Consider the following 26,995-nt stretch of genomic DNA (forward strand, 5'->3'; position numbering starts at 1 on the left):
CTGGCGGGTCTGGGCCGCAGGATCGACGACGTCCCCTTGGCGCGCTCGCAGGGGTAGCCCCTCCGGCGCATCGCGCAACGCCTACGAGGTCGCCGACCGCTGCGCCGGTGGCATCCCGGCGGCGCCGGGAAGATAGACGGCGGTCAGCACCTGTTGGTGGCTGAGCCACCCCACGACCGCGGTACTCCCGGCGTCCAGCACCGGTACGGGCCCCTGCGTGTCCTCCAGGTGTGGCAGGGCCGCCTCGATCGTCGCGTCGCAGGTCACCGTGGGCGGATGCTCCACCCAGTCGGCGACGTGGTCCACGTCGCGGTCGCCCGTGGAGAGCGCCTCGGCCAGATCGCGACGGTTGATGACGCCCAGATAGCGGCCCTCGTCGTCGACCACCGGCAGCTGCCCGTGCCGGGACCCGGCCAGCGCGCGGACGGCGCCGGTCAGCGTCTCGTGCTCCGACACCGTCTGCTCGGTCGGTTCCATGATCTGCGAGACGAGCTCGCCCATCATCGCCTCGGCGTGCGGCGGCGCGTCCAGGTCGATGCCGCGACGGCGCAGTTTCAGGGTGTAGATCGTGTCCGGCGTCAGGAGGTGGCTGATGCCGGTGGCGAGGACGATCGCGACCATCAGCGGCAGGATGATGCTGTACTCGCCGGTGAGCTCGAACATGATGACCACGGCGGTGATCGGCGCGCGGGAGGATCCAGCGAAGACCGCGCCCATCCCGATCAGTCCGTAGGCCCCGGCCGAGCCGGCCACCCCCGGCAGGATGTCGTGCAGGCCCTGACCGTACGCCGATCCCAGCATCGCCCCGATGAACAGGCTCGGGGCGAATACCCCTCCGGAACCGCCGATGCCGATGGTGAGGCTGGTGGCCACGACCTTGCCGAGCAGCAGCACGATCAGGAACCCGATCGCGTACTTGCCGGCCACTCCATTGCCCAGCACGGGGTAGCCGACGCCGTACATCTGCGGCAGGACGAGCAGCACCACGCCGAGTACCAGCCCCCCGACCGCCGGCCGCAGCCATTCCGGGCCGCGCCAGGCCCAGTCGCACGCGTCCTCGATCCAGTACATGATGCGCGTGAAAGCCACTCCGACACCGCCCGCGAGCACCCCGAGCAGGGCGAAGAAGAGGTACTGCGACAGATGGTCGACGGTGAAGGTGGGAAGGGTCAGGAAGGGCTTGTTCCCCAGTGCGGCACGGCCGATGACGCTGGCGATCACCGAGGACAGGACCACCATCCCGAAGGACTGCGCGGCGAAGTCCGCGAGGATGAGCTCCATCGCGAAGAACACCCCGGCGAGAGGTGCGTTGAACGTCGCCGCAATGCCGCCGGCCGCCCCGCAGGCGACCAGCACGCGCATCCGCGGCTCGGCGACCTTGACCACGCGACCCAAGGTCGATCCGAGCGCGGATCCGATCTGCACGATGGGGCCCTCGCGGCCGACCGAGCCGCCGCCGCCGATGCACAGCGCGGAGGCGAGTGCCTTGACGGCGGCGACCTGCGGCGCGATCCGCCCGCCCTTGCGCGCGACGGCGTACATGACCTCGGGCACACCGTGGCCGCGTGCTTCGCGCGCGAAGAAGTAGACCAGCGGGCCGTAGAGCAGACCGGCGACCACGGGCGCGAGCAGCACGAAGTACGGGCCCAGCCACGGTACGTGCGGATTGCTGGCATGGCCGATCCCGGCGAAGTCGGCATGACCGGACAGGACGCGCGTGAACGTCTTGATGAGCCAGCGGAAGACGACGGCGCCCAGTCCCGCTCCCGCCCCGATGATCAAGGCGAGCAGGAGCAGGCCGCTGTCACTGCTCCGCAGCAGCGCCGCACCCCGGGTCACGCCCGTGGAGAGCGGAAGCGACCGGCCGGAGGTGCCCGCCGCGGCCGTGGCCGGTACGGGCCGGGACGAGGGGGGCGCTGGATTCCGTCATAGGTGCAGTATGCAACTGTTAGCCTTACTGACGGTAATCGAGCCAGAGGCGGTCAGATCATGGGGACATCCCTCCCGGAGCGCGCGACCGGGCATCCGGCCGAGGTGGACGAGGTGGTCACCGCGGTCCTCACCGCCTCCCGCGTGCTGGTCGGCGTGTCCGCCCGATCCCTCGAGGCCGTCGAGGAGACGGTGACCCTCACCCAGTTCCGCACCCTCGTCGTGCTGCACGCGCAGGGCGAAATCAACCTCGCCCGTCTCGCCCACCTGCTCGAGGTCACCTCCTCCACCGCCTTGCGGATGATCGACCGCCTGCTGACGTCGCAGCTGGTGACCCGTCGTGAGAACGCCGCCGACCGGCGTGAGGTGCTGCTCGGACTGACCGACGCCGGGGAACGACTGGTGCAGCGCGTGACCACGCGGCGGCGGCGTGCCATCGCGGCCATCGTGCGGGACATGGACGTGCAGGGCAGGGATGACCTGGTGGTCGCGCTGCGGGCGTTCGCCGATGCCGCGCGCGAGCCGCACATCGACCAGGACGCCGCTGCCCTCGGGTGGTGACGCTCGATCCCGTCAGCGCGACGAGTCGACCGCCTCCGACGGTGCACGATGGGCCCTGCGGCGGGACATCAGCGACCAGCCGCCCCGTTCGCCCTCGCCCCCGGGCGTGGGCTCGAAGACGTTGCCGCTGGTCGGCGGCAGATCCGGTCCCCGGAAGATGACCGACCGTGACAAGGGCCCGACGATGCGGTCGTAGCGGTAGGCCATCGCCAACGAAACGTTGACGATCGCGCCCCGGTCGCGCGGACGCATCACCCGCAGCGCTGACCGCACGCCGTTCACCTGCCCGAAGTAGGTGACCTCGGTCATCCGGCGGCTTTCGTGCGGGTCGGTGTCCCAGAAGTAGGCGAGCGAGCCGACGAACGCGACGTTGACCCAGACCTCGATGGGTCCCAGCTCGGACTCGACACGATCGGTCGCAGCGTCGACCGCGTCATGGTCAGCGACGTCGCACTCGACGGTGAGCGCCCGGCGGCCGGCAGCCTCGATGTCCGCGGCAGCTCCGGCGAGGCCGGCGGCTCCCCGCGCGAGCACCGCGATGTCGTATCCCGCACCGGCGAATTCACGCACGCGGGCCCGCCCGACACCGGCGGTCCCCCCGGTCACGACGACCACCGGATGCCGGCTCGAAGTGTGAGACCTCATCTGCGGACGGGCCTTCCGGGCTCATGGTTCCCGATCGGTCCGACCGTTGATGCCAGGTCTACCACTACGGCCTGACAACGGCCGCGACCGTGCTGCCGCCCGAGGCGGCACCGTCACCAGGCGGTGAAACCGCCGTCGACCCGCAGGTCGGTGGCGGTGATGAACGCCGCCCCTGTCCCGAGCAGGAAGAGCACCGGAGCGGCGACCTCCTCCACCCGCGCCATCCGCGCCATGGGCGTCTGCCGCGTGAAGGTCGCGTTGACCTCCGGTGCGTTGTGGGCCGTCAGCTCCGTGTGCACGTACCCCGGACTGACCGAGTTGACTCGCACGCCCTGAGGCGCCCACTCGACGCCCAACCCCTTCGACAGATGGATCACCCCGGCTTTGGCAGCGCCGTACGCGACGTGCGGATCGGTCCCGCGGTTGACGATGTGCCCCGACATGGACGCGATGTTCACGATCGATCCCGGCCCCCCGCGCATCGCCTCGTGCTCGGCCTGGCAGGAGAAGAACACCCCGTCCAGGTCGATGTCGATAACGCGTTTCCACGCCTCGCCCGTGACCTGGTCGGAGGGCTGCAGCCCGTCGACGCCCGCACAGTTGACGGCATACCGGACGAGCCCGAGATCGGTCGCGGTGTGCACCGCCCGCCGTACGGCGTCCTGGTCGCGCACGTCGGCTCCCAACCTCGCGCACCGCACGCCGTGGTGGGACGCGGCCGCCTGCACCGCGGTGAAGTCCGCGTCGGGTCGATCGAGGCAGGCGACCCGGACGCCGTTGGTCAGCAACGCCTCCACGACGGCGAGGCCGATGCCGCGAGCCCCGCCGGTCACGACCGCCACCGCACCCTGCTTCAAGGTCATCGCACCGTCACCCTCTGTTGTCACCCGTCACTTTCGCCGTGCACCGTGATGGCCGCGTTGACCAGTGCCAGGTGCGACAGCGCCTGCGGCAGGTTGCCGCCGAAGGCACCGGTGCGGGCGTCGATCATCTCCGAGAGCAGGCCGACGTCGTTCAGGGTGCCGACCAGCTCGTCCATCAGGTCACGCGCCTCCTCCACCCGGCCGACGAGCGCAAGAGCCGACACCCGCCAGAACGAGCAGGCTGTGAAGGTGAGCTCCTCCTGGTCGACGCCGCTGTAGCGGTAGAGGAGCGGCCCGTCGCCCAGCTGCTTCGCCAGCGCGTCGAGAGTGCGCGACATCCGCTCGCCGCGGTCGAAGCCGCTGATCGCGTGCAGCAGGATCGACGCGTCGAGCATTCCGCTGCCCGGGTACCACTCGTACGCCCCGAGGTCCTCATTCCAGCAGTGCCGGCTCACCCACTGCGCAATTTCGTCGGCCTCGTGACGCCATCGGTCCACGCTGCCGGGGATCTGCCCGATCTCGGCCAGGTGCACCGCGTGCGTGAGCGCCTGCCAGCAGCCGAGCTTGGACGTCGTGTAGTGCTGCTCGTCGGGCAGTTCCCACATGCCGGAGTCGGGGCTGCGCCACGTGTCGCATGCGAGGTCGGCGACCGTGGTGAGCAACCGGCCGGTGCCCTCGTCCAGCACATTGCCGTTGTCGACGTAGAGCTGCACGATGCTGAAGATGTCGCCGTAGATGCCCAGTTGGAGCTGATCGGAGGCCTGGTTGCCGGACCGCACCGTGCCTGCTCCCCGCCATCCGGGCACGTCGTAGGTGGTGATCTCGTCCTGGCATTGGGCACCGTCCAGACGCTGCAGCACCTGCGGCTGGGACCCCTGCTCGCGCAGGATCCGCAGCATCCAACTGATCGCACCATGTGTCTCCTCACGGACCCCGAACCGGAAGAGCGCGGTGAGGGAGAACGCCGTGTCCCGCACCCAGGAGTAGCGGTAGTCCCAGTTCTTGTCCTTCGTGTGCGACTCCGGAAGAGAGGTCGTCGCCGCCGCCGCGAGCGCGCCCGTCGGCGCGAAGATCAGCTGCTTCAGCGTGAGGGCGCTGCGCTGCACCTCCTCCTGCCACGGACCGTCCCACACGAACGCGTCGCTCCAGGCGCGCCAGTTCGCAATCGTGCGGTCCACGCCGTCGTCGATGTCCTGCGGGGTGGGCAGGTAGAGCGGTTCGCTGTCGGTACTGGTCAGGCCGAGCAGGTGACGCGACCCGGGGCTCGTGCGGTATTCCACCGTGATCGAGCGCGCGGTGACCTGCACGGATTCCTCCGCGAGGGTGCGAACCGCCATCGTCAGGCCGTCCAGCCGGAGCACCTTGCCGTGCACGGAGTCATAGACCCACGGCGAGGCGGTGTTCAAGCAGGTGCCTGGGACGACGTGAGCGCGCAGCGGGACGCTGCCTTCCAATCCGTCGATCCGGCGCCCCAGTTCGCACCACGGCAGCCGTCCCGCGAGACCGGTGTTGAGCGAGTCGGTGACCCGGACCCGCCCGCTCGCGGTGGTGTACGTCGTCTCCAGCACGTTGGTGCCCGGCACGTAGCGGCGTTCGACGGTGGCTTCCTCGACGGGGGCCAGGGCGATGTGTCCCCCCTGTTCGGCGTCGAGCAACGCCCCGAACGGCGGCACGGAGTCCAGGTTGGGCAGCGGGAGCCAGTCGATGCTGCCGTCACGGGCGATGAGGGCGATGGTGCGGCCGTCGCCGATCGAGGCGTAGTCGCGCAGGTCGGCGTACCCGGCGTCGTCGCGTCCGTCGAGCGGGCCCGGCACGGGGTCGCCCCCGTGCCAGACCGGCTGCGCCGCGGTGTTCGCCCAACGGGGTGGGGTCATGGAGTGGGCATGCCGCCGTTGACGTGAAGGGTCTCCCCCGACACGAAGCTGGACTCGGCGGACGCCAGATAGACGAACGCCGGAGCGAGGTCGGCCGGCTGGCCCGGACGACCGATCGGCGTGGACTGCCCGAACTCCGGCAGCTCCTCCTGCGGCTGCCCGCCCGCGGTCTGCAACGGCGTCCACACCGGACCCGGCGCCACGACGTTCACGCGGATGCCCTTCGGTCCGACCTGCTGGGCCAGGCCCTTGCAGAACGTGTTGATGGCGGCCTTGGTCGTCGCGTAATCGACCAGGTTCGGGGAGGGCTGGTAGGCCTGGATGGAGGAGGTGCCGATGATGGTCGAGCCCGGCTGCAGGTGCGGCAGGGCGGCCTTGACGATCCAGAACAGCGCGTAGACGTTCGTCTTGAACGTGTCGTCGAACTGCTCGGCGGTCAGGTCGGCGAGCTCTTCCACATGCTGCTGACGGCCACCGTTGGAGACCACGATGTCGATGCCGCCCAACTCACGGACGGTGGTCTCGACCAGCGAGGTGCAGTAGCCCTGGTCCGTCAGGTCGCCCGGCGCCAGCACGGCCTTGCGACCGGCGTCCTCCACCAGACCCTTGATGCGCTGAGCGTCCTTCTCCTCCTCGGGCAGATAGGAGATGACCACGTCGGCTCCCTCGCGCGCGAACGCGATCACGGTCGCCGCACCGATGCCGGAGTCGCCGCCAGTGACCAATGCCCGGCGGCCCTGCAGCCGCCCGCTGCCGCGGTAGGTCTCCTCCCCTAGATCGGCCTTGTCGTTCAGGACGGCGTCGAGGCCGGGACCGTCCTGGGACTGCGCGGTGGTCTCGATGTCGGCATACATCTTGGTCGGGTCGGTCACAGTGTATTGGTCAGCCATACGCCTCAGTATCTACACCTGATCGCAGATTCATGGTGGCGCCCGCATCTGACGGCCCGTATCGCTCTGCGAGATCAACGAGATCAACCGGTGCGGATTCCTCGGATCTCAAGGTGGCGCGCGTACATTCTCGATCCATTGCACGGGAAAACCATTGAATTCTCGGGGGTTTCGAGTGACCGGACACGCCACGAGCTGCACTAGACCGCGGCCCGAATCGATCTGCAATCAAGCAGATTTCGTCCTCGCACTGGACCACTTGCGACGCCGCGCCGCAGCAGGGGCATCGCGGCAGCGCATCGGTCTGGACAGCCTCGTCCGGACGACCGGCATCCCCCGGTCCTCTCTGCACGGCTATCTCGCCGGGACGTCGTTGCCGCCGGCGGACCGGCTCGACACCCTCGTCCTGGCCCTCGGCGCCACCCCGCGGGAGGCGCACGAATGGGCGCTCGCGCTCGACCGCCTCTTCGACGGCGTCCTGACCCGTCGCATCCGCGCGGACGAGGATCTGCAGCTGCCCACGGAGAACGCCCGGGTCCGCAGCCGGCGTGCCAGAGGACTGCACACCGTTCCGGTGCTGCTGCCAGAGCGTCACCGAGCGGACAGCGGCACCGGTCCCGTCGTCGTCCAGGCCTGCGTGTGCTGCACGTGGGCAGGCACCCACACGTACGCCGAACCGAACGCCCGCTCGTGCCGCACCGGCTTCCTGCACGCCGGCAACAACTGGTTCCTCGGGCAGACGCACGGGATTGCGGATGCAGGCGACGCGGGCGCGCCGGTGGCTCAGATATGGCTCTACACCCAGGCCGACATCGCCTACGACTCCGACGGCGGCTGGGGATGGGTGCCGGCCAATGTCGTGGCGAACGCCGCATCGCACGCGCCGCTCCCAGGGCTCCCCTATCTCGAACGTCCGAGAATGTCCGACGCGTCCATCCGGTAGCCGACCGCTGCTGATGTGCTGCCCGCGCTCCTCCCCACCAGCGACCGGGACTGCGAAGGCGGCACACCATGAAAGAAGATCGGCTCCACCCCGGAGTCACCACGCGACCGAGGATCCTGACCGTCCTCCTCGGACTGCTCCTCACCTCGGTCGCGATGTTGTCCCTCGGATGGTCCACCCCGGCGCACGCCGCCGACGGGTGCACCGCGGGGCACAACGCATCGGGCCAGAGCGTCTACTACTGCGGGGTCTGGGTGCCCTCGGGCGGGATCCCCGTCTACTCCAGCACGTCGCAGGGCTCCTCGGTCATCGACCACCTGCACAGCGGAGGAACGGCGAACTGGTTCTACTGCTCGACCTCGGGCGGCACCGCGACCGCCTCCGGGTACAAGTCCACGAGCTGGGCCCGCTCCGTCGGCGACGACAACGGCGCCATCGGCTACGTGCCCGCTGTCTACTTCAGCGGCAGTGAGAACTACTGGGCCGGACTGCCGAGCTGCTCCGGCGGGACCGGCTCGTCGGGCAGTTCCTGTCACTCCGGCACCAACAAGTCCGGCACGACGGTGTCGTACTGCGGCATCTGGACGCCGTCCGGCGGAACGCCGATCTACGCATCGACCTCCTCCGGATCGGGGGTCGTGGACCACCTGAACACCGCGGGCACCGGCAACTGGTTCTTCTGCGAGCAGAAGGGCTCTTCGATCACGGTCGGTGGGTACACCTCCTCCGACTGGGCCAAGACCATCGGCGACGATCACGGCGCCACGGGATACGTCCCGGCGGTGTACTTCACCGGCTCGCAGAACTACTGGGCAGGGATGCCCGCGTGCTCGACGCCCGCGCCGCCGCCCTCGGACGACAGCTGCACGCTCGGTCACAACCCCTCGGGCGGGACCGCGTACTACTGCCCGGTCTGGGTGCCGTCCGGCGGGGTGCCGCTCTACGGCTCGACCTCGACGTCCTCCGGCGTGGTGGACCACCTGCACACCGGCGGTTCGGCCAACTGGTTCTACTGCCGGGTGAACGGCTCCACCGCCACCGTCGGCGGCTACAGCTCCTCGAGCTGGGCCAAGACCATCGGTGATGACCACGGCGCCACGGGATACGTGCCGGCGGTGTACTTCACCGGCTCACAGGACTACTGGGTCAACCTGCCGTCCTGCGGCAGCGGCTCCACCAACCCGACGCCGCCCTCCCCGCCGAGCAACGGCGGCGCCAACACCAACGGCAGCGCGTGCGGTACGGCATACACCGGGCTCCCCGGTCTGACGCTGAAGATGATGCAGCAGGCCTGCCGGGTCACCGTGACCAGCGACTCGATGTACAAATACAGCATCTACGCCTGGGACGGCGGCCACGGCTCGACGCCCGGCCCGACCTACGGCTCGTGCGACCCGAGCAACGGCGCTCCGAACGACTGCCACGTCGACGGATTCGACTGCTCCGGCCTCGTGCGATGGGCCTACTACCAGGCCACCGGGGTGGACGCGCTCGACGGCTACACGTGGGGCCAGTGGTCCAAGGCGCTCGCCCTCCCGCACAAGGCCGTCATCAACGCTGCCAGCCACGGCGGCTCGGGCCAGGTCGACAACTACCTGTCGCAGCTCAAGCCCGGAGACATCCTCTGGTACGGCCAGAACGCCGGCGAGCACGTCGCGATCTACATGGGCAACGGCAAGCAGATGAACGCCTACCAGTCCGGCGACCACGACGGCATCACCAGCGTCACCACCGGCGACACCTTCTGGGGCGCCGTCCGGATGTGGTGACGCCACCCCTTCACCACCCCGCACACCCCTCACAGATCGGAGAACGGCTCATGTACAAACGCATCGCAGCAGTCTCGGCGCTGGGCCTCGGCGCGCTGGGTTTCGCCGGCGTCGCCCCTGCCCACGCCGCGGGCAGCACCGTGCACGGCTGCGCCTACGGCTACGTGTGCATCTATCCCCAGAACGCCGGCTGGAACGGCGACCACCCGTCACAGCGGTACTACCACTACGGCACGGACAACCTCAGCAATCAGGTCGGTTACCACTACGTGCTCAACAACCAGTACAACGCCGGCCTGGCGTTCTGCACCGGTTACAACGGCAAGAGCTGCAACTCCGGCCTCGGCAACTGGGGCGAGTCGCACGCCAAGGGCGCGTCCTGGAACAACGTCTACCTGACCCCCATCAACTCCATCGAGCTCGGACCGTACGGGCCGTGAGGGTCTCGTGACCTCACCCGCCCGTCGCACGACCCCTACCCCAAGGAGCATCAGATGAAGAAGGCACTCACCCTCGTCCTCGCCACCGGCGCACTGGCAACCTTGCCGCTGTCGGTCCCGATCGCGCAGGCCCACGCAGCGACCGCCAGCTACAGCTGCTCGATCGACAGCTACGGCGCCGTGCAGACCGCGGACTGGCTGAAGGTGCACAGCAGCCCGAGCACCAGCTCGGGCACGGTCGGACAGGTGAAGCGCGGCACCCTCTTCCACTACTGCAGCTCCTCCGGTCGCTCCGGAGGCGGCCACTACTGGGTCTACGGCTACGGATACAACGGCTCGAAGAAGCTGACCGGCTGGGTGGCCAGCGAGTACCTGGCCCACCCGTGATCCGCGCCGTCCGCAGCGGGATCTAGCTCGCAGACCAGGGAAGGGACCGCGCCACCGGCGCGGTCCCTTCTCTTGCGTTCAGGGGCTGTCGGTGGCGGGTGGTTGACCTCATACATGAGTTCGGCACCGGGCCTCGCAGCTGTCGCTGACAGCTCGAATCTCGTTGTGCCGAAGCATGGTTCGACTGCTGATCCGCTCGCTCGGGTGAGCCTGATCTGTGGGCGGTTGAACGCCGCGCATGCCGACCTGATCGACCTGGTCGCAGACCTGGTGCGCACTGAGTCGTGGGCGATCGGTGGGATCCGCTCCCCCGAACACTGGTTGACCTGCTTCGCCGGAGTCTCCCCCGCCACCGCCCGCGACCTGGTCCGGATCGCGACCCGGTCCGCCGAGCTACCGGCCCTGTCCCGGGAGGTGCACTCCGGTCGGCTCTCGTTGGGTCAGGCCGCCGTGGTCGCCGCGCACACCCCGGTCGGGCACGACCTGGCCGTCGTGGACCTGGCCGTGCACGCCACCGTGCCTCAACTACGCCGTGCCCTGGTCAAGTACGACTTTTCCGACCAGCCGGACACCACTCCTCCAGCACCGGACCAGTTCTCCGTCGCCGCCCAACCCGCAGAACTCTCGATGCACTACGACCACGACCGGTTCCACCTGACCTACTCCGCACCCGCCGACATCGGAGCACTGGTCGAACAGGCCCTCATCGAAGCCAAAGACGCCCTCTTCCTGGCGACCGACAGCAAAGAACAGGGGCGGCGAGTACGTCTCGCCGACGCGATGGCCCACCTGGCGACCCGCTCCCTGCAGGCTGGTACCACCGAGATTGCCGGACGGGCCGACAAATTCCGCATCTACCTGCACCTCGACACGTCGGGCCAAGGCTGGCTCACCACACGCGGCGCCCTACCACCGCACCTCATGAGAAAGTGGACCTGCGACGGCACGGTCCAGCCCGTCTGGGAAACCGGCGGCACCACCGTCAACGTCGGACGCGCCCACCGCATCGTGCCCCGCCGCACCCGACGTCTGGTCGAAGACCGCGACCGCGGCTGCGCCTACCCCGGCTGCGCAGCGATCCACCACCTGGAATGCCACCACATCACTCACTGGGCCGACGGCGGACCCACGAACATCGCCAACCTGATCAGCCTGTGTCCCCACCACCACGACCGCCATCACGCAGGCGACTTCACTATCCGACCAAGCGACGGTCGCCCCGGACGGTTCCGATTCGCCACCCGCCACGGCCACCCCATCGAACCAGCCGCCGCCACCGCCCCACCCGGCACAACACCACCCCCGGTTCAGCCAGCACCACCGCGTTACACCGGACCCACCAACGAGATCCTGCACCTGGACCAGGTCAGGTTTCGCCGCCGCAGCAGTGGCCAGCTCAGGCAGTGAGCACGCTGTCCGCTGGACGACCACGGGCCGCACGCCACGCAACAGGTGGGTGATGATGGATCCATGAGCGAGACACCGCGCCTTCGTTACAGGTTCATCACCGGCACCGACGACCAAGCCTTCTGCGAGCGGGTGAGCACCGCCCTCGACGAGGGCTACGTGCTGCACGGATCCCCGGCGCTCACCTACGACGGGACGCGGGTCGTCACCGGGCAGGCCGTCGTCCTGCCGACGCCCGCCGACGGCTCGGTGCAGAACGCATGACCGAGGGGTACGCCGGCGACCTGACGCCTCAGCAGGCGTGGGAGCTGCTCGCCGCGCACGACGACGCCGTTCTCGTCGACGTCCGCACCACCGCCGAATGGGCGTATGTAGGTGTCCCGGACATCACGGGCCTGGGCCGGGAGACCGAGTTCGTGGAGTGGGTGAGCTTCCCCGACGGATCGTCGAACCCGCACTTCGTCGACGACGTGCGCGAAGCCGGCGTCACCCCCGGCGACGGACGACCGGTGGTCTTCCTGTGCCGCAGCGGGCAGCGCTCGATCGGTGCCGCCAAGGCCGCGACAGCGGCGGGCCTCGGGCCGGCGTACAACGTGCTCGAGGGGTTCGAGGGCGGCCTGGACGACGCGGGGCACCGCGGCGGCGGTGGGTGGCGCGCGGCCGGACTGCCCTGGAAACAATCCTGATCCATGAGTGAGCCACGACCCAAGCCAGCGCTGCCCGAAGGATTGCGTCCCGCGACGTACGCCGTCCGCGGCGGCCAGGAGCGCACCGGATTCGATGAGACCTCCGAGGCGCTGTTCCTCACCCAGGGCTACGTCTACGACCGGGCGGCCGATGCCGAAGCCGCGTTCGCCGGCGACCTGGACCGGTTCATCTACAGCCGCTACGGCAACCCGACGGTGTCCACCTTCGAGGAGCGGCTGCGCCTGATCGAAGGCGCACCCGCCTGCTACGCGACGGCGACCGGAATGTCGGCCGTGTTCACCTCGCTGGCCGCTCTGGTGAAGCAGGGCTCGCGGATCGTCTCCGCGCGAGCCCTCTTCGGCTCCACGGTCGTGATCTTCGAGGAGATCCTGGCCACGTGGGGCGTGCGCACCGACTACGTCGACGGCCACGACCTCGCTCAGTGGGATCAGGCCCTTGCCACTCCCGCCGACGTGGTGTTCTTCGAGACCCCCACCAACCCGATGCTCGACATCATCGACATCGCGGCCGTCTGCGAGCTCGCGCACGCAGCCGGCGCGACCGTGATCGTCGACAACGTCTTCGCCACCCCGGTGCTGCAGCGGCCGATCCCGATGGGTGTCGACGTAGTGGTCTACTCCGCGACCAAGCACATCGACGGGCAGGGCCGGGTGCTGGGCGGGGCGATCCTCGGCAGCCAGGACTACATCAACGGCCCGGTGCAGACCATGATCCGCAACACCGGGCCGAGCATGTCCCCGTTCAACGCCTGGGTGCTGCTCAAGGGTCTGGAAACGCTCGACCTGCGAGTCCGAGCGGCGAGCGCTGCTGCCGCCGACCTGGCGCAGTGGCTGCAGGACCGACCGCAGGTGGCGTCGGTGCGCTACCCGTTCCTGCCCTCACACCCGCAGTACGACCTGGCCCGCCGCCAGCAGGACGGCGGGGGCACGATCGTCACCTTCGATCTGGCGACCAAGGACGACGACCCGGCCGCCGCGAAGGCCGCGGCGTTCGGGCTCTTGGACGAGTTGCGCATCATCGACATCTCCAACAACCTCGGCGACGCGAAGTCGATGGTCACCCATCCTGCGACCACCACCCACCGCAAACTCGGCCCGCAGGGGCGCGCCGCGGTCGGCATCGGCGAGGCGACGGTCCGACTGTCGGTGGGACTGGAGGACGTCGAGGACCTGCGCGAGGACCTGGCGCGGGCGCTGCACAGCTAACAAGTGGGGTCGTCGCGCGCCCTATCGAGCGCGCAATGACCCCATCCGTGTGCGGAGGGCGCGTCAGTCGAGGATGGCGTCCACGAATGCCACCGGGTCGAACGGCGCCAGGTCGTCCGGCCCTTCCCCGAGTCCGACCAGCTTGACCGGCACGCCCAGCTGACGCTGGATCAGCACGACGATGCCGCCCTTGGCGGTGCCGTCCAGCTTGGTGAGAACGACGCCGGTGATGTCCACCGCCTGGGCGAAGACCTCGGCCTGCCGCAGACCGTTCTGCCCGGTCGTGGCGTCGAGCACCAGCAGACACTCGTCGATCGCGCTCTGCTTCTCGATGACGCGCTTGACCTTCGACAGCTCGTCCATCAGACCGACCTTGTTGTGCAGCCGGCCGGCGGTGTCGATGATCACCACGTCCGCCTCGACGTCCGCGGCGTCCTTGACCGCGTCGAAGGCCACGGCGGCGGGATCGGCCCCCTCACGGTCCGAGCGCACGGTGGGCACGCCGACCCGCTCGCCCCAGGTCTGCAGCTGGTCGGCGGCCGCCGCACGGAAGGTGTCGGCGGCACCCAGGACGACGTCCTTGTCCTCGGCGACGAGCACCCGCGCGAGCTTGCCCACGGACGTGGTCTTGCCGGTGCCGTTGACGCCCACGACCATCACGCACGCCGGTCGGTCACCCACCCGGGTGGCCGCGATCCGCCGGTCCATCGTCGGATCGACGAGTTTCAGCAGCTCCTCATGCAGCCAGCCCTCGAGCTGTTCGGGGGTCGCACTGCCCTCGACCTGCACCCGTCGCTTGAGCGCGTCCACGAGCTCCGTGGTGGCCTCGACCCCGAGATCGGCGCCGAGCAGGGTGTCCTCGACCTCCTCCCAGACCGCTTCGTCGAGCTGACCGCCGGCCAGCAGGCCGAGCAGGCCCTTGCCCATCGCGTTGTTGGAGGCCGCGAGGCGCGAGCGCAGGCGGCCCATCCGGTTGCGTGCCGACTCGGGGCGCTCGATCGCGACCTCGGCGGGAGCGGCCGGTTCGGGCTCGACCGGGGGCGCGACGACGACCGGTTCGGGTTCGGGCGTGGGCCGCGGGGTGGTCGGTGGTGCGGGCGGTTCAGCGGTCTTGCTGGTGTCGATCCTGGCGGTGCTGCCCGCCTGGTAGGTGTTGGCGCCGCGCACCTTCTCCTCGCGCGGCGGCGCGGGCGGAGCCGCCGTGCGGCGGCGCGTCGCGCTGCCCCGCACGAAGGCGACGAGCAGGCCGAGCCCGCCCAGCACGACGACGGTGATGACGGTGAGGATCTCCCAGAGACTGTCCACCGCCCCATCCTCGCAAACGCGACAGGGTGCTCGAGACCACCGCCCGTCGAGGCGGGTCGGTCTCAGGAGGCGCTATGCGCTCCCGACGTCTCGCTGCTGCCCTGCTCGACGTCGTCGCCCTTCGCCCGTTTGTCACGCCCGCGGTCGGTGACGGAGGTGAGCATCTGCTCGCCTCGTTCGGTCAGCACCTGGCGACCTTCACGGCGGGCGGGGACGGCAACGAGGCCGACGACGACGCCGGCGAGGACGAGACAGAGCAACAGGGCACCCACGAGCCACAACATGCCCTCTATTCTGCGGGGTGCGGCTGTGAGTTCCCTATTACCGACACGCGCGGTCACTGTGCGCAGAGGCGCCCGCGGCGGTTTCCCGCGAGGGCGGGTGCCACGATGAGCCCCATGGGTGTCCAAGATCACGACAGGTCCGCTGCCGCCGGCTTCGACGCGAGCCGCCTCAGCCGTCTCGACGAGCACCTGCAGGGGTACGTCGACCGGGGCCATCTGCCCTGTTACCACGTGCAGGTCGTGCGACACGGGGAGGTCGCGTACTCGGCGTACGGCGGGATGCGCGACATCGCGAGCAGCTCGCCCACCACGGTCGACACGCTCTACCGGATCTACTCGATGACCAAGCCGGTCACCTCGGTGGCGGCGATGATGCTGGTCGAGCGGGGCCTGCTGCGGCTGGACGACCCGGTCGCCACCTACCTCCCGGCATACGCCGATCAGCGGGTCTATGTCGGCGGCCAGGCTGCTGCCGCAGTCACGCGGCCCGCCGCCGGTCCGATGCGGGTGCGCCATCTGCTCACCCACACGTCCGGGTTGACATACGGCTTCCTGCGGGTGCACCCGACCGATGAGGTGATGCGCACGGCCGGTTTCGAGATAGGCGTGCCCGCCGGCATGGACCTGGCCGAGGCCACCGATGCGATGGGCGCGTTCCCGCTGCGCTTCGACCCCGGCACCAGCTGGAACTACTCGGTCGCCACCGACGTGCTGGGGCGGGTGGTCGAGGTCGTGTCCGGGAGGTCACTGGACGAGTTCTTCCGCACCGAGATCTTCGAGCCGCTCGCGATGGACGAGACCGCATTCCACGCGGTGGACGCCGACCGGCTCGCGACGCTGTACCACGGGGCCGGCGGCAGCGCCCCGACGCCGCTGGACGCGCTCGGGGCCGCGGCGCTGAAACCGCCGACCTACCTGTCCGGCGGCGGCGGGCTGGTCTCGTCCATGGACGACTACACCCGCTTCGCCCGGATGCTGCTCGGGCACGGTGAGCTGGACGGCGTGCGCCTCCTCGGCAACCGGACGGTCGACTTCATGGCCACCAACCACCTACCGGGCGGCGCCGACCTGGGTTCCTTCGGCATCCCGCTCTACGCCGAGACGCCGTTCAACGGAGTGGGTTTCGGCCTGGGCTTCAGCGTGATGCTGGACCCGACGGCCGCCGGTTACCCGACGTCGCCGGGCGAATACGGCTGGGGCGGCATGGCGTCGACGGTCTTCTGGGTCGACCCCGCCGAGGACCTCACCACGGTCTTCATGACCCAGCAGATGCCCTCGAACGGCTATCCGCTGCGCACCGAGCTGCGCCAGCTGGTGTACGCCGCGCTCGTCGACTGATCCCGGCGCACGCGCGCGTCAGCGTGCGGGCGTGAGCTCCTCTTCCGTCTTCCGCGCGGGGGCCGGAGCGCCCATCGCCTCCGGCGCGACGTCCCGCAGCCGTTGCGAGACGACGGTGGTGATGCCGTCGCCGCGCATCGACACGCCGTACAGCGCGTCGGCGACCTCCATGGTGCGCTTCTGGTGGGTGATCACGATGAGCTGGCTGGAGTCGCGCAGCTCCTGGAAGAGGGTGATCAGGCGCCCCAGGTTGGCGTCGTCCAGAGCGGCCTCGACCTCGTCCATGATGTAGAACGGGCTCGGCCGCGCCTTGAAGATCGACACCAGCAGCGCCACCGCCACCAGCGACCGCTCGCCACCGGAGAGCAACGACAACCGCTTGATCTTCTTGCCGGGCGGACGGGCCTCGACCTCGATACCCGTGGTGAGCATGTCGCCCGGTTCGGTCAGCGTCAGGCGCCCTTCACCGCCGGGGAAGAGCCGGTCGAAGACGCCCTCGAACTCGCGTGCCGTATCGGCGAACGCCTCGGCGAAGACCCGCTCCACGCGCTCGTCGACCTCGCGGACGATGTCGAACAGGTCCTTCTTGGACCGGGTGAGGTCGTCCAGCTGGGTGGTCAGGAAGGTGTGCCGCTCCTCCAGCGCCGCGAACTCCTCCAGCGCCAGCGGGTTGACCCGGCCGAGCTGGGCCAGCTTGCGCTCTGCCGACCGCAGCCGCTTCTCCTGGTGCTCGCGCACGAACGCGACGGGCTCGGGCGCGTCGTCGGGTGCGTCGTCCGGGCCGGGCACGTGCGGGATCAGCAGGTGCGGGCCGAACTCCTCGACGAGCGCCTCGGGGGCGATGCCGTGCTCCTCGACCGCGCGCGTCTGCATGGCTTCCACCTTGAGCCGCTGCTCGGCACGGGCCAGCTCGTCACGGTGCACCGAGTCGGTCAGCTCGCGCACCTCCTGGGCGGCTGCCGTCACCACCTCGCGTGCCGCGCGCACGGCCTCCTCGAGCGTCGTACGTCGCTGCTGCGCCTCGTCGCGCCGCACCTGGGCAACGGCCAGCGCCTCGACGGTGCGCTGCGCCAGATGCCCGGCGTCGTCGCGCACCTGTGCGGCGACCAACGCCTCGCGGCGGCGGCGTTCGCGGCGTTCCTGCGCCTTGCGGCGGGCCTCGACCTCCGAGCGTGCGGTGGCCTCCAGGGCCTCGGCCCGGCCCTCCAGCGCGCGGGCCTGCTCCTGCCGGCTGCGCAGCGTGAGGCGGTGCTCCGTCTCCGCCGACCGGGCGGCGGCCGCCTCGGCCGCGAGCCGGGGCTGGTCGTCGGTGTCCGGCTCTTCCGCGCCCGGGTCCGCGTGCGCCGCCTCAAGTCGCTCCTGCAACTCCTGCAGCTCGGTCTCGTTGCTGCCCAACGACTCCCGTGCAGCGGCCAGCGACCGCCCGCCACGCTCGCGCTCGCTGCGTGCCGAGCGCAGCGTCTGGCCGAGCTGCCCCAGCTGCTCGGCCACGGCGGCCATCCGGGCGTCGGACTCCCCCAGCCGCTCCAGGGCCGCGTCGACCTGCTCGCGGAGCTGCTCGACCTGGGCGCGGGCCTCCTGCGCGGCGAAACGTGCACGCTCCCCGCGAGACGCGGCCTGCGACATCCGCTCCTTCGTGTCATCGACCGCGGCCTGGATCTCCAGGGTGCTGGGCGCGGCCGCCGAGCCGCCGCGTACGAAATCGGCGGCGAACACGTCGCCGTCGCGGGTGACGGCGATGACCTTGGCGTCACGGGCCACCATGGCGGCGGCCGCTGCGGGGTCCTCCACCAGCAGCACCCCTGCGAGCAGCTGATCGACGACCGGGCGCAACTCGTCCGGTGCGGAGACGACGTCGTACGCCCACGCGGTGTCGGGCCCGCTCTCCCCCATCCGCCGGCGGTCGTTGGTCGAATGCGCCACGAGGATCCCCGCGCGGCCGGCGTCCGCCTCGCGCAACTCCTGCAGCGCGGCGGCCGCCTGCTGGTGGTCGGCCACGACCACGGCGTCGGCGGCCCACCCCAGCGCCGCGGCGACGGCGACCTCGCGCCCGGCTTCGACCTGCACCAGGGACGCGACGGACCCGCGGACACCGTGCTGCTCACCCCACGAGAGCAGGTGCGCGGCACCGTCACCGCGCCGCAGCCCGAGCTCGAGTGCCTCCAGCCGAGAGTGCAGCCCGGAGCGCTCCTGCTCGGCGGTCCGCTCGTCCTGGGTCGCCTCGTCCAGCGCCGCCTGCGCCTGTGCGAGCTCCGCCTCGGCACGCTCGTGCTGGGCGTCCAGACCCTGTTCGCCCTCTTCGTCCTCCGCGAGTCCGGACTCCAGCGCGGCGAACTCGCGCTCGGCCCGCGTCGCGCGCACTTCGATCTCCTCGGCGCCCGCCTCCAGCCGGCCGATCTCCGCCTGCGCCGCCTCGATGCGGCTGCGCCGGGCAGCCACCTGACCCTCGAGTTTGGCCAGACCCTCACGGCGGTCCGCGGCGGCGCGCAGCAGCCGGGCGACGCGTTGCTGCTCGTCCTGGTGGGCGCCCTCGGCGGCCTCCCGGCGCGCGACGGCGGCTGCGAGCTCCTCGTCGGCCGCGCTCACCTGCGCCAGCAGATCCTCATGCCGGGCGCGCTCCTTGGCGGCCTGGGCGCGCAGCTGCTCCGGGTCGCGCCCGGTGCTGCCCTGCTCGTGCTCCTCGGCCTCGGCCAGGAGCCGGACCCGTTGCGCCGCGAGCGTCTCCGTCGCTCGGATGCGTTCGGCCAGCGACGACAGGCCGAACCACTGCTCCTGCGCGGTCGTGAGCGCGGGCGCAGCTGCGCGGGCCTGCTCCTCGACCTGCGCCAGTCGGGCCTCTCCGCCGTCGAGAGTGGCCTGGGCTCGCCGCTGACGGGCGAGCATGGCCTCCTCGTCGGCGATGTCCTGCTCCAGGGCGCTCGTCAGCTGCACAAGGTCGTCGGCCAGCAACCGCAGCCGGGCGTCGCGCACGTCGGCCTGGATGGTGGCGGCCTTGCGCGCGGTCTCGGCCTGCCGGCCGAGCGGTCCGAGCTGGCGCCGGATCTCGGTGGTGAGGTCGCCGACCCGGTGGAGGTTGGCCTCCATCGTCTCCAGCTTGCGCAACGCGCGTTCCTTGCGCTTGCGGTGCTTCAGGACGCCGGCGGCCTCCTCGATGAAGCCGCGGCGCTCCTCCGGCGTCGCACGCAGCACGGCGTCGAGCTGACCCTGGCCCACGATGACGTGCATCTCCCGGCCGATGCCGGAGTCGGACAGCAGCTCCTGCACGTCCAGCAGCCGACAGTTGGTGCCGTTGATCGCGTACTCCGACCCGCCGCTGCGGAACATCGTGCGGCTGATCGTCACCTCGGTGTAGTCGATCGGCAGGGCGCCGTCGGTGTTGTCGATGGTGAGGGTGACCTCCGCGCGACCGAGCGCGGGACGCCCCGGCGTACCGGCGAAGATGACGTCCTCCATCTTCCCGCCGCGCAGGGTCTTCGCGCCCTGCTCGCCCATCACCCACGCCAGTGCGTCGACGACGTTGGACTTGCCGGAGCCGTTGGGCCCGACGATGCAGGTGATCCCGGGCTCCAGGCGCATCGAGGTCGCCGAGGCGAAGGACTTGAAGCCCTTCAGGGTGAGGCTCTTGACGAACACGGGGTGGAGGACTCCTGGACATTGCGGGGCTGGGCCGGACAGGGCGGGCGAAACCGTGCCGCCGACTCTACCGACGGGTCTAAGACATTCGGCGCAGGAGATAGGGCAATCGCCCGATGTGGCGCACTACCTCAGATGAGCAGTCTCGAGGTTGTCAGTCACCGTCAACCGTCAGGAATCGTCATGTACCCCATCACCGGCGCCGTCGCCCACACCATCGACCAGCAGCACCGCGAGCGCCTCACGCAGGAGTACGCCGCCGCACGGCGTACCTCCGAAGGCTGTAAGCGCGGGTTCCACGCGTTGCTCAGCCTGTTGGACTCCCACACCGAGCCGGTCGTGCGAGGGTCCGCCCGGCACGCGTGAGTACGAAGCACAATGGCGGCATGCCCGTCGTCGTCGGACCGTTCGTGGGCCGGGACCGTGAGTTGCGCGAGTTGCTCGCGGCACCCGGCATCACGCTGCTCGGCGGCGATGCGGGGGTCGGCAAGACCCGGCTGCTGCGCGAACTGGCCGCCGCGACCACCGACCGGGTCCTGATCGGTCACTGCCTCGACCTCGGCGAGAGCAGCGCGCCCTACCTGCCCTGGTCGGAGATGTGGGGCCGGCTCCACCAGGCCGCACCGGACCTGGTGGGCGAGCTCGTCGCCCGGCGGCCGCTGCTCGGGTCGTTGCTGCCGGGGTACGACGCCGCGGACGCCGGTCAGGCCGACGCCGGGCCCGGTGTCCTGTACGACGCGGTGCACGCCTCTCTGGAGACCCTCGCGGCGCAAGGACCGATCACGGTGATGGTGGAGGATTTGCACTGGGCCGACCGGTCGACCCGCGATCTGCTGACCGTCCTGTTCACCCGCCAGTTCGAGGGTCCCGTGCGGTTCGTCGCGTCCTACCGCGCCGACGACCTGCACCGGAGGCATCCGTTGCGCCGGATCCTCGGCGAGTGGGGTCGTCTGCCCGGCGTCGAGCGGATGATCCTGGAACCACTGCGGGACGACGACATACGCACCTCGCGACCGGCCTGCGGCCGGCCATCACGACCGAGCAGGTCGACATGGTGCTGCAGCGCTCCGGCGGCAACCCGTTCTTCGTCGAGGAGCTGCTCGCGGTCGATCGCGCGAACTGCACGGGCGTGCCGGAGGATCTGGCAGATCTGCTGCTCGTCCGCGTCGACGCCCTGTCCGACGACGCGCGGACCGTCGTACGCGCCGTGTCCGCCGCGGGGCGGTCGGTCACCCACGCGCGCCTGGCGACCGTCGTACCGCTGTCCCAGACCGCCCTGGAGGAGGCGCTGGCGGCCCTGGTCGACCACAACCTTCTGGAGGCCCGCGGCACCGACAGCTACACCTTCCGGCACGCGTTGCTCGCCGAGGCGGTCTATGACGACCTGCTGCCCGGTGAGCGCGTCCGGTGGCACGCGGCGTACGTCGAGGCGCTGAGCTCATCGAGCGAACTCGGTGCGGCAGCCGACCTGGCCCATCACGCACAGGCCGCCGGGCAGCTCGACGTCGCAGCGGCTGCGGCAGTCCGGGCGGGCGATGAGGCCATGCGCGCCGTCGGCCCGGCGGACGCCGCCCGGCTCTACGAGGACGCTCTGTCGATCTTCGCGCGCCACCCGGACGTCGCGCCCCCGGTACCCCTCGCGCAGATCGCCGCGCGCACCTCGACGGCTCTCCTCGCGGCGGGCGACCCGTATCGGGCCGCGCAGACGGCGCGCGAGGCACTCGCCGTTCCCGGCCTCGCGGCGCACGACTACGCAGACCTGGTCATCGGTCTGGTGTCGGCCGCGATCCCCACCGGGGACCCGCTGGACCCCACGGTCGAGTTGCGCCACGCCATCCGCCTGCTGGAGCCGGAGGGTCCCACCGCGCGCGCCGCCCAACTGCACGCGCTGCTCGGTCGGTGGTGCTTCTTCGTCGACGACTTCGACACCGCCCTGGTCGAGCTCACGGCGGCGCGCCGCCTCGCGCAGGAGCTGGAGCTGCCTGCGGTCCTGCTCGACGTGGACACCACGAGCGCGCGCATCGTCGACCTGCACGGCGAGAGCGCCGCCGCCCTCGGGCAACTGCAGGACGTCGCCGAATCCGCCCGACGCGCGGCCGAACCCGACCCGGAGGTGCGAGCGCTGCACCAGGTCGCGCGGGTGTACACCCGTCAAGGCCGGCACCGGAAGGCACAGCAGGCGTTCGAGGTCGCCCTGCAGCGCTCGATCGAGACCCGCCACGAACTGGCTCTGTTCGGGATGGACGCGAGGGTCGCGTCGGCCTACTGGGCCGTGCAGACCGGGGACTGGGCGCGTGCCGAACAGCTGCTGGCCGCACCACAGCTGCGCAAAGCGCCGTACGCGACCTACCAGCTCCGTGCTGTGGCCGCCACGCTGGCGATGGCCCGCGGCGAGCACGAGCGTGCACTGCAGATCGCCCTGGAGCTGCGGCCGCAGTGGTCCAAGGACGTCTTCCTGGCGGTGCACGCAGGCTCGGCGCTGATCGACGTGCGGGGCGCGTTGGCCAGGCCGGACGAGATGCTGCGGTCCCTCGACGAGGTGAACGAGATCTTCCGCGCCACCTGGAACGCGCCACTGATCGATGCGCGGATCCGCCTGTCCGGCATCGCGATCGGACACCTCGCAACCGCGACCGACCAGGAGTACGCAGCCGACGTCGCTCGGCTCGCCGACGCGACCGACGAGGTCGCCGCACGGTCGAAGGCACTGGACGACCTCGGGCCGGAGTCCGTGGCGTGGGTGACCCGGGTGCAGGCGGGAGTCGCGCGGTTCGCCTGGGGCGGCACCGGAGAGCCGCCGGCCGAGCTGATCACGCTGCTGCGCACCGACGTACGGCAGTTCGACCAGCTGGAGATCCCGCTCGAGGCGGCGCGGGCGCGCACGCACCTGGCCCGGGCGCTCGGGGCTTCGAGTGAGCCCGGTGCGGCGAAGGAGGCGCGCGTGGTGGCGTCGGATGCCCAACGCGCGATGCACGCCCTCGGCGTCCGCGCTGTCGCCGCTCCGGTGGAGTCTCACCCGACCCTGACCGCTCGGGAACGCGAAGTGCTCCAACTCGTGGCACAAGGGCGGACCAACGGCCAGATCGCGCGCGAGCTCTTCATCAGCGTCAAGACCGCGAGCGTGCACGTCTCCAACATCGTGGCCAAGCTCGGCGTCACGAACCGCACCGAGGCGGCGATGGCCGCCAGCGCCCAGGGCCTCCTGCCCGCTGCCGCCCCGTCCGATGCCACCACCACGCCGTGAGCACCGTTCTACCGTCGGCGATCCCGCGCCTCGCTCACCCTCCGGTGACACTGCGGGCCTTCGAGCGACGCGACGCGCCGCTCATCGCATCCGTGGCGGAGACCCGCTGATTCCCCTGATCACGACGGTCGCGGCCAGCGGCACCGACCGGGCCGTCGCGGCATACCTCGACCGCCAGCACGACCGGCTCGCGCAGGGCGCCGGTTACTCCTTCGCCGTCGCCGATCACGACACGGACGACGCCGTCGGCCAGATCGGGCTCTGGACCGGCACCGTCAGCACCGGACGTGCCTCGACCGGCTACTGGATCGCTCCGCAGTTCCGCCGCCGTGGATATGCCCGAGCGGCCCTGCGATGCCTGACGAACTGGGCCATGAGCCTGGACGCCGTCGCGCGCCTGGAGTTGTATGTCGAGCCGTGGAACGAGGGGTCGTGGCGCGCTGCCGAAGCCTGCGGATACGCGCGCGAGGGTCTGCTGCGCAGCTGGCAACAAGTCGGCGACGAACGCAAGGACATGTACGTCTACAGCGTCATCTCGCAGGCGTCAGGCCCGCGAACCTCCCGCACTCCGTCCTAGGCTCGGTCGTACCACCGTCTGAGGGAGCCGCCGTGCGTCGTCGTCTGTCCGTCCTGCTCACCGTCGTGCTCAGCCTGCTCGCGTCGTGCCTGATCGGTGCGCAGAGCGCATCGGCGGCGGGATACATCGAGAACGGCGCCGACAATCCGGTGAGTGCCGCGCCGCCCATCAGCCGACCGGCCACCGAGCACTGCACGGCGACCCTCGCCTCGCACTTCCCGTCCAATGCCGCGGGAGGATCCGCGCAGAACTACTCCGGCACGCTGGCTCCCCCGGCGGCGTGTGACGGCAAGGCGTGGTCCAAGGTCGTGCTCGACTCCACGACCTCCGTCAGCGGACGGCAGTACGACCGCAGCGGCACCCTCACGATCGGCGGCGTGACCGTGTGGTTCGGGACCACCCAGGAGCCGGGCGGCCCCACCCCCACGACGTTCTCCTTCTCCAAGGACATCACCGACTTCTCCGCCCTGCTGCGGGCGCCTCAGCCGTTCACCGGCGGGTACGTCAACTACACGGACTCGACTTATACCGGCGTCTACGACCAGACGGTCCGCATCACCTACTACCTGGCCGACTCCCGGCACCCCGCGCCGAGCGTGCCGGACAAGGTGGTCGGGGTGCCCGTGCAGGACCTGAACCCGGCGGGCCACACCACGAGCACCACGGTCAGCGGGCTGCCCCGCAACATCACCGGCGCACGCCTCGACGTCACGCTCAAGGGCAACGGCTGCGACGAGCAGTGGTTCACCGCGGTCCCGGACGCCGTCGCCGCCGACTACCCCGACGCGGGCCTGTGCGCGGCCGGCTCCTTCCGGGAGGCGACGGTGGCGGTCGACGGCACCCGCGCCGGTGCGGTGGGGACCTACCCGCACATCTACTCCGGCGGGATCGTGCCCACCCTGTGGCGTCCGGTCCTCGCGATCGACACGTTGGATCTGCGGGCCGAGTCACTGGACCTCACGCCCTTCGCGGGTCGGCTGGTCGACGGGAAGTCGCACACCCTGACGTTCGCCATCTCCCCGATCGGCGACACGTGGAACGTCACGGCCGCGCTCTTCCTCTACACCGACCATCACCGCGCGCGTACCTCGGGCAACCTCACCTCGGCGAACGTCGCGGCCGCCGCGACCACGGACACCACGGTCGACCCCGCCCGGCAGGGCGCGGTGCACTACTCCCAGACCGCCCGCCGCGCCGACTCGGTCACCGGTTACATCGACACCTCGGCGGGCCGCGTGGTCACCACCGTGTCGACCGGGCGCACCCGGAGCAACGCGGGCACCGTCAGTGACTCCGGAGCGGTGCAGTCCATCCGCCAGCAGGACCTGATGACGACGCGGTCGGTGTCCCGCGTGGGCGCCCGGACCGTGCGCGGCCTCTTCCTGCGCGAGTCGTACCCGATCACCGTGGACTTCTCGGCCGCCGACTACACCGACGACCAGAACCTCTCACTCACCGGGACGGTGACGATGGCACAGGACGTGGCCCGGTTCGCCACCGACGGTAGGCACGCCACCGGGCTCGCCTACGACTGGCGCGTCTCGTCGTACGGCGTGCTGGCCAGATCGAAGGGGGTCACCAGCGAGTCCGACGGACACTCGACCACCTCGTACATCGGCACGGGCGCCACCGGTCGCCCGTACTGGCACGTCATCACCACCGACCACGGGCGGGTGACCTCCGACCGGCACCTGGGCGTCTGAGCCCTCTCCACGGTCGCACCACTCGGTGAGATCCGGCTTCGGGAGGGTCTGCGGGCAACGGGACCCTCGCGAAGCCGGATCTCAGCGAGAGGTGGCCCAGGCCGACGCACACGCGTCGGTCACGACATCCGCCCACAGGTCGGGATGGGTCTTTCAGAAGTTGCCGACCAGCTGCGGTCCAACGCGTACCGCACCGCCAGATCCGACCCGAAGGAGTGGCCGACCACCACCCAGTCCGCCACCCCGGCCGCGCGCCGCAGGCTCTCCAGGTCGCGGACGACCTGCGCGAGGTCGTGCGGGCCTCCCCGGAGCGTCCGACGCCACGAGGCTCCGCGAACCAGGACCGCATTCCTCGCGGGGCGAGTGCGTCGTCCTCGAGATAGCTGACGCACCCCGGCCCACCGGAGATGAGCAGCACACCGGGCCCGTCGCCCACGACGCCGACGTGCAGGGTGACGCCGTCATCGCATTCGACGGTCAGGTCCTGCAACGGGGCAGCTCAGTCGCGGGCGGTCAGGACGACCGGGTCGCCCGAGGTGACGGCGATGGTGTGCTCGCTGTGCGCGCCACGTGAGCCGTCCGCGCTGCGCAGCGTCCATCCGTCGGGGTCGGTGAAGATCTCATCGGTCGTGTGCATGAACCACGGCTCGATCGCGATGACCAGTCCCGGCTGCAGTTTCAGGCCGCGACCCGCGCGCCCGTCGTTCGGGACGTGCGGCTCGCCGTGCATGGTGCGGCCGACCCCGTGTCCGCCGAACTGGGTGTTGACGCTGAAGCCGCCGTCGTGCGCGACCTGCGCGATCGCCGCGCCCACGTCTCCGAGCTTGTTGCCGCTCCGCGCGGTGGCGATGCCGGCGGTCAGCGCGCGCTCGGTGCAGTCGATGAGCGCCAGGTCCTGCTCACGCGGCGTGCCGACGACGACCGACAGCGCGGCGTCGGAGACCCACCCGTTCAACGACGCCGCGAAGTCCACCGACAGCAGGTCGCCGTCACGCAGCGCGTAGTCATGCGGAAGCCCGTGCAGGACAGCGTCGTTCACGCTGGTGCACAACACCTTGCCGAACGGCATCGCGCCGAAGCTCGGGTGATAGTCGATGTAGCACGACTCTGCGCCGGCCTCGCGGATCATCCGGTGTGCCAACGCATCGAGGTCGAGCAGGTTGACCCCCACGTCGGCCGCGTCCTTCAACGCGGTCAGCACGGCGGCCACCAGCTTCCCGGCAGGGCGCATCTGGTCGATCTCGGCGGACGACTTCAATTCGATCACGTCGTCCACCGTATGCCGCGTCC

General features: G+C 70.5%; 23 protein-coding genes and 1 pseudogene. 15 read left to right on the plus strand and 9 right to left on the minus strand.

The window, feature by feature from the left end; genetic code table 11:
* Positions 1-81: 81 nt before the first annotated feature.
* Positions 82-1,839, minus strand: coding sequence for a chloride channel protein (locus tag LVQ62_RS15605; RefSeq protein WP_233762982.1), 1,758 nt, complete (start codon positions 1,837-1,839; stop codon positions 82-84).
* Between the two features lie 150 nt (positions 1,840-1,989).
* Between LVQ62_RS15605 and LVQ62_RS15610 the strand changes: the two genes are divergently transcribed.
* Entirely contained in the window at positions 1,990-2,490 is a 501-nt protein-coding gene (locus LVQ62_RS15610; RefSeq protein ID WP_233762984.1) for a MarR family winged helix-turn-helix transcriptional regulator, read from the plus strand.
* Positions 2,491-2,502: 12 nt separating this feature from the next.
* Here the strand turns inward: LVQ62_RS15610 and LVQ62_RS15615 are convergent, their stop codons facing one another.
* The 4 genes from LVQ62_RS15615 to LVQ62_RS15630 form a co-directional block, all read right to left on the minus strand.
* Positions 2,503-3,096 (minus strand): SDR family NAD(P)-dependent oxidoreductase, encoded by a 594-nt coding sequence (locus tag LVQ62_RS15615; RefSeq protein WP_233762986.1) that lies wholly within the window; start codon positions 3,094-3,096, stop codon positions 2,503-2,505.
* Positions 3,097-3,248: 152 nt separating this feature from the next.
* A complete protein-coding gene (locus LVQ62_RS15620; RefSeq protein WP_233762988.1) occupies positions 3,249-3,998 on the minus strand; it encodes an SDR family oxidoreductase in 750 nt (249 codons plus the stop codon).
* Positions 3,999-4,018: 20 nt separating this feature from the next.
* Positions 4,019-5,872: a glycoside hydrolase family 15 protein gene (locus LVQ62_RS15625; protein ID WP_233762990.1), complete on the minus strand. Its 1,854-nt coding sequence runs from the start codon at positions 5,870-5,872 to the stop codon at positions 4,019-4,021.
* Complete coding sequence (locus LVQ62_RS15630; RefSeq protein WP_370639638.1) at positions 5,869-6,762, minus strand: SDR family oxidoreductase; 894 nt, start codon at positions 6,760-6,762, stop codon at positions 5,869-5,871. Before LVQ62_RS15630 ends, LVQ62_RS15625 begins: the two co-directional genes overlap by 4 nt.
* A gap of 259 nt (positions 6,763-7,021) precedes the next feature.
* Here LVQ62_RS15630 and LVQ62_RS15635 point away from each other — a divergent pair, with 259 nt between their 5' ends.
* From LVQ62_RS15635 to LVQ62_RS15670, 8 genes are all read left to right on the plus strand, one after another.
* Positions 7,022-7,705 (plus strand): hypothetical protein, encoded by a 684-nt coding sequence (locus LVQ62_RS15635; RefSeq protein WP_233762992.1) that lies wholly within the window; start codon positions 7,022-7,024, stop codon positions 7,703-7,705.
* Positions 7,706-7,773: 68 nt separating this feature from the next.
* Positions 7,774-9,474, plus strand: a complete 1,701-nt coding sequence (locus LVQ62_RS15640; protein WP_233762994.1) for a C40 family peptidase — start codon at positions 7,774-7,776, stop codon at positions 9,472-9,474.
* Positions 9,475-9,524: 50 nt separating this feature from the next.
* Positions 9,525-9,914, plus strand: coding sequence for a hypothetical protein (locus tag LVQ62_RS15645; RefSeq protein ID WP_233763000.1), 390 nt, complete (start codon positions 9,525-9,527; stop codon positions 9,912-9,914).
* A 54-nt stretch (positions 9,915-9,968) separates the two neighbouring features.
* On the plus strand, positions 9,969-10,301 hold the full coding sequence (locus LVQ62_RS15650; RefSeq protein ID WP_208051155.1) for a hypothetical protein: 333 nt from the start codon (positions 9,969-9,971) through the stop codon (positions 10,299-10,301).
* A 204-nt stretch (positions 10,302-10,505) separates the two neighbouring features.
* Positions 10,506-11,708, plus strand: a complete 1,203-nt coding sequence (locus LVQ62_RS15655) for an HNH endonuclease signature motif containing protein (RefSeq protein ID WP_233763002.1) — start codon at positions 10,506-10,508, stop codon at positions 11,706-11,708.
* Between the two features lie 63 nt (positions 11,709-11,771).
* Complete coding sequence (locus LVQ62_RS15660) at positions 11,772-11,972, plus strand: DUF1737 domain-containing protein (RefSeq protein ID WP_179479711.1); 201 nt, start codon at positions 11,772-11,774, stop codon at positions 11,970-11,972.
* Positions 11,969-12,394: a rhodanese-like domain-containing protein gene (locus tag LVQ62_RS15665; protein WP_233763004.1), complete on the plus strand. Its 426-nt coding sequence runs from the start codon at positions 11,969-11,971 to the stop codon at positions 12,392-12,394. The genes LVQ62_RS15660 and LVQ62_RS15665 overlap by 4 nt, the downstream gene beginning before the upstream one ends.
* 3 nt (positions 12,395-12,397) lie before the next feature.
* On the plus strand, positions 12,398-13,621 hold the full coding sequence (locus tag LVQ62_RS15670) for an O-succinylhomoserine sulfhydrylase (protein WP_208051159.1): 1,224 nt from the start codon (positions 12,398-12,400) through the stop codon (positions 13,619-13,621).
* A gap of 63 nt (positions 13,622-13,684) precedes the next feature.
* Here LVQ62_RS15670 and ftsY read toward each other — a convergent pair whose 3' ends face one another.
* Positions 13,685-14,926 (minus strand): signal recognition particle-docking protein FtsY, encoded by a 1,242-nt coding sequence (ftsY, locus tag LVQ62_RS15675; RefSeq protein ID WP_208051160.1) that lies wholly within the window; start codon positions 14,924-14,926, stop codon positions 13,685-13,687.
* Positions 14,927-14,988: 62 nt separating this feature from the next.
* Positions 14,989-15,210, minus strand: coding sequence for a hypothetical protein (locus LVQ62_RS15680; RefSeq protein ID WP_208051161.1), 222 nt, complete (start codon positions 15,208-15,210; stop codon positions 14,989-14,991).
* Between the two features lie 114 nt (positions 15,211-15,324).
* On the opposite strand from LVQ62_RS15680, the gene LVQ62_RS15685 reads away from it, so the two are divergent.
* The gene (locus tag LVQ62_RS15685; protein ID WP_233763006.1) at positions 15,325-16,548 is read left to right on the plus strand and encodes a serine hydrolase; all 1,224 of its coding nucleotides are present in this window, start codon (positions 15,325-15,327) and stop codon (positions 16,546-16,548) included.
* 18 nt (positions 16,549-16,566) lie between these two features.
* Here LVQ62_RS15685 and smc read toward each other — a convergent pair whose 3' ends face one another.
* A complete protein-coding gene (smc, locus tag LVQ62_RS15690) occupies positions 16,567-20,181 on the minus strand; it encodes a chromosome segregation protein SMC (RefSeq protein WP_233763008.1) in 3,615 nt (1,204 codons plus the stop codon).
* Positions 20,182-20,364: 183 nt separating this feature from the next.
* On the opposite strand from smc, the gene LVQ62_RS15695 reads away from it, so the two are divergent.
* The 5 genes and pseudogenes from LVQ62_RS15695 (at position 20,365) to LVQ62_RS15710 (ending at position 25,705) form a co-directional block, all read left to right on the plus strand.
* Positions 20,365-20,547 (plus strand): hypothetical protein, encoded by a 183-nt coding sequence (locus LVQ62_RS15695; RefSeq protein WP_233763010.1) that lies wholly within the window; start codon positions 20,365-20,367, stop codon positions 20,545-20,547.
* Positions 20,548-20,567: 20 nt separating this feature from the next.
* A pseudogene (locus LVQ62_RS17915) lies at positions 20,568-21,047 on the plus strand (ATP-binding protein); the annotation flags it as partial.
* A 185-nt stretch (positions 21,048-21,232) separates the two neighbouring features.
* The gene (locus LVQ62_RS15700; RefSeq protein WP_233763012.1) at positions 21,233-23,425 is read left to right on the plus strand and encodes a LuxR C-terminal-related transcriptional regulator; all 2,193 of its coding nucleotides are present in this window, start codon (positions 21,233-21,235) and stop codon (positions 23,423-23,425) included.
* Positions 23,406-24,002, plus strand: coding sequence for a GNAT family N-acetyltransferase (locus tag LVQ62_RS15705; RefSeq protein ID WP_233763014.1), 597 nt, complete (start codon positions 23,406-23,408; stop codon positions 24,000-24,002). Before LVQ62_RS15700 ends, LVQ62_RS15705 begins: the two co-directional genes overlap by 20 nt.
* A 32-nt stretch (positions 24,003-24,034) precedes the next feature.
* Positions 24,035-25,705, plus strand: coding sequence for a peptide-N4-asparagine amidase (locus LVQ62_RS15710; RefSeq protein WP_233763016.1), 1,671 nt, complete (start codon positions 24,035-24,037; stop codon positions 25,703-25,705).
* Between the two features lie 499 nt (positions 25,706-26,204).
* Here LVQ62_RS15710 and map read toward each other — a convergent pair whose 3' ends face one another.
* Positions 26,205-26,972 carry a type I methionyl aminopeptidase gene (gene map / locus LVQ62_RS15715; protein WP_233763019.1) on the minus strand — a complete coding sequence of 256 codons (768 nt, stop codon included), beginning with the start codon at positions 26,970-26,972 and terminating at the stop codon, positions 26,205-26,207.
* Between the last annotated feature and the right edge of the window lie 23 nt (positions 26,973-26,995).

This window comes from Allobranchiibius sp. GilTou73, from assembly GCF_021391335.1.
GTDB classification, from domain to species: domain Bacteria; phylum Actinomycetota; class Actinomycetes; order Actinomycetales; family Dermatophilaceae; genus Allobranchiibius; species Allobranchiibius huperziae.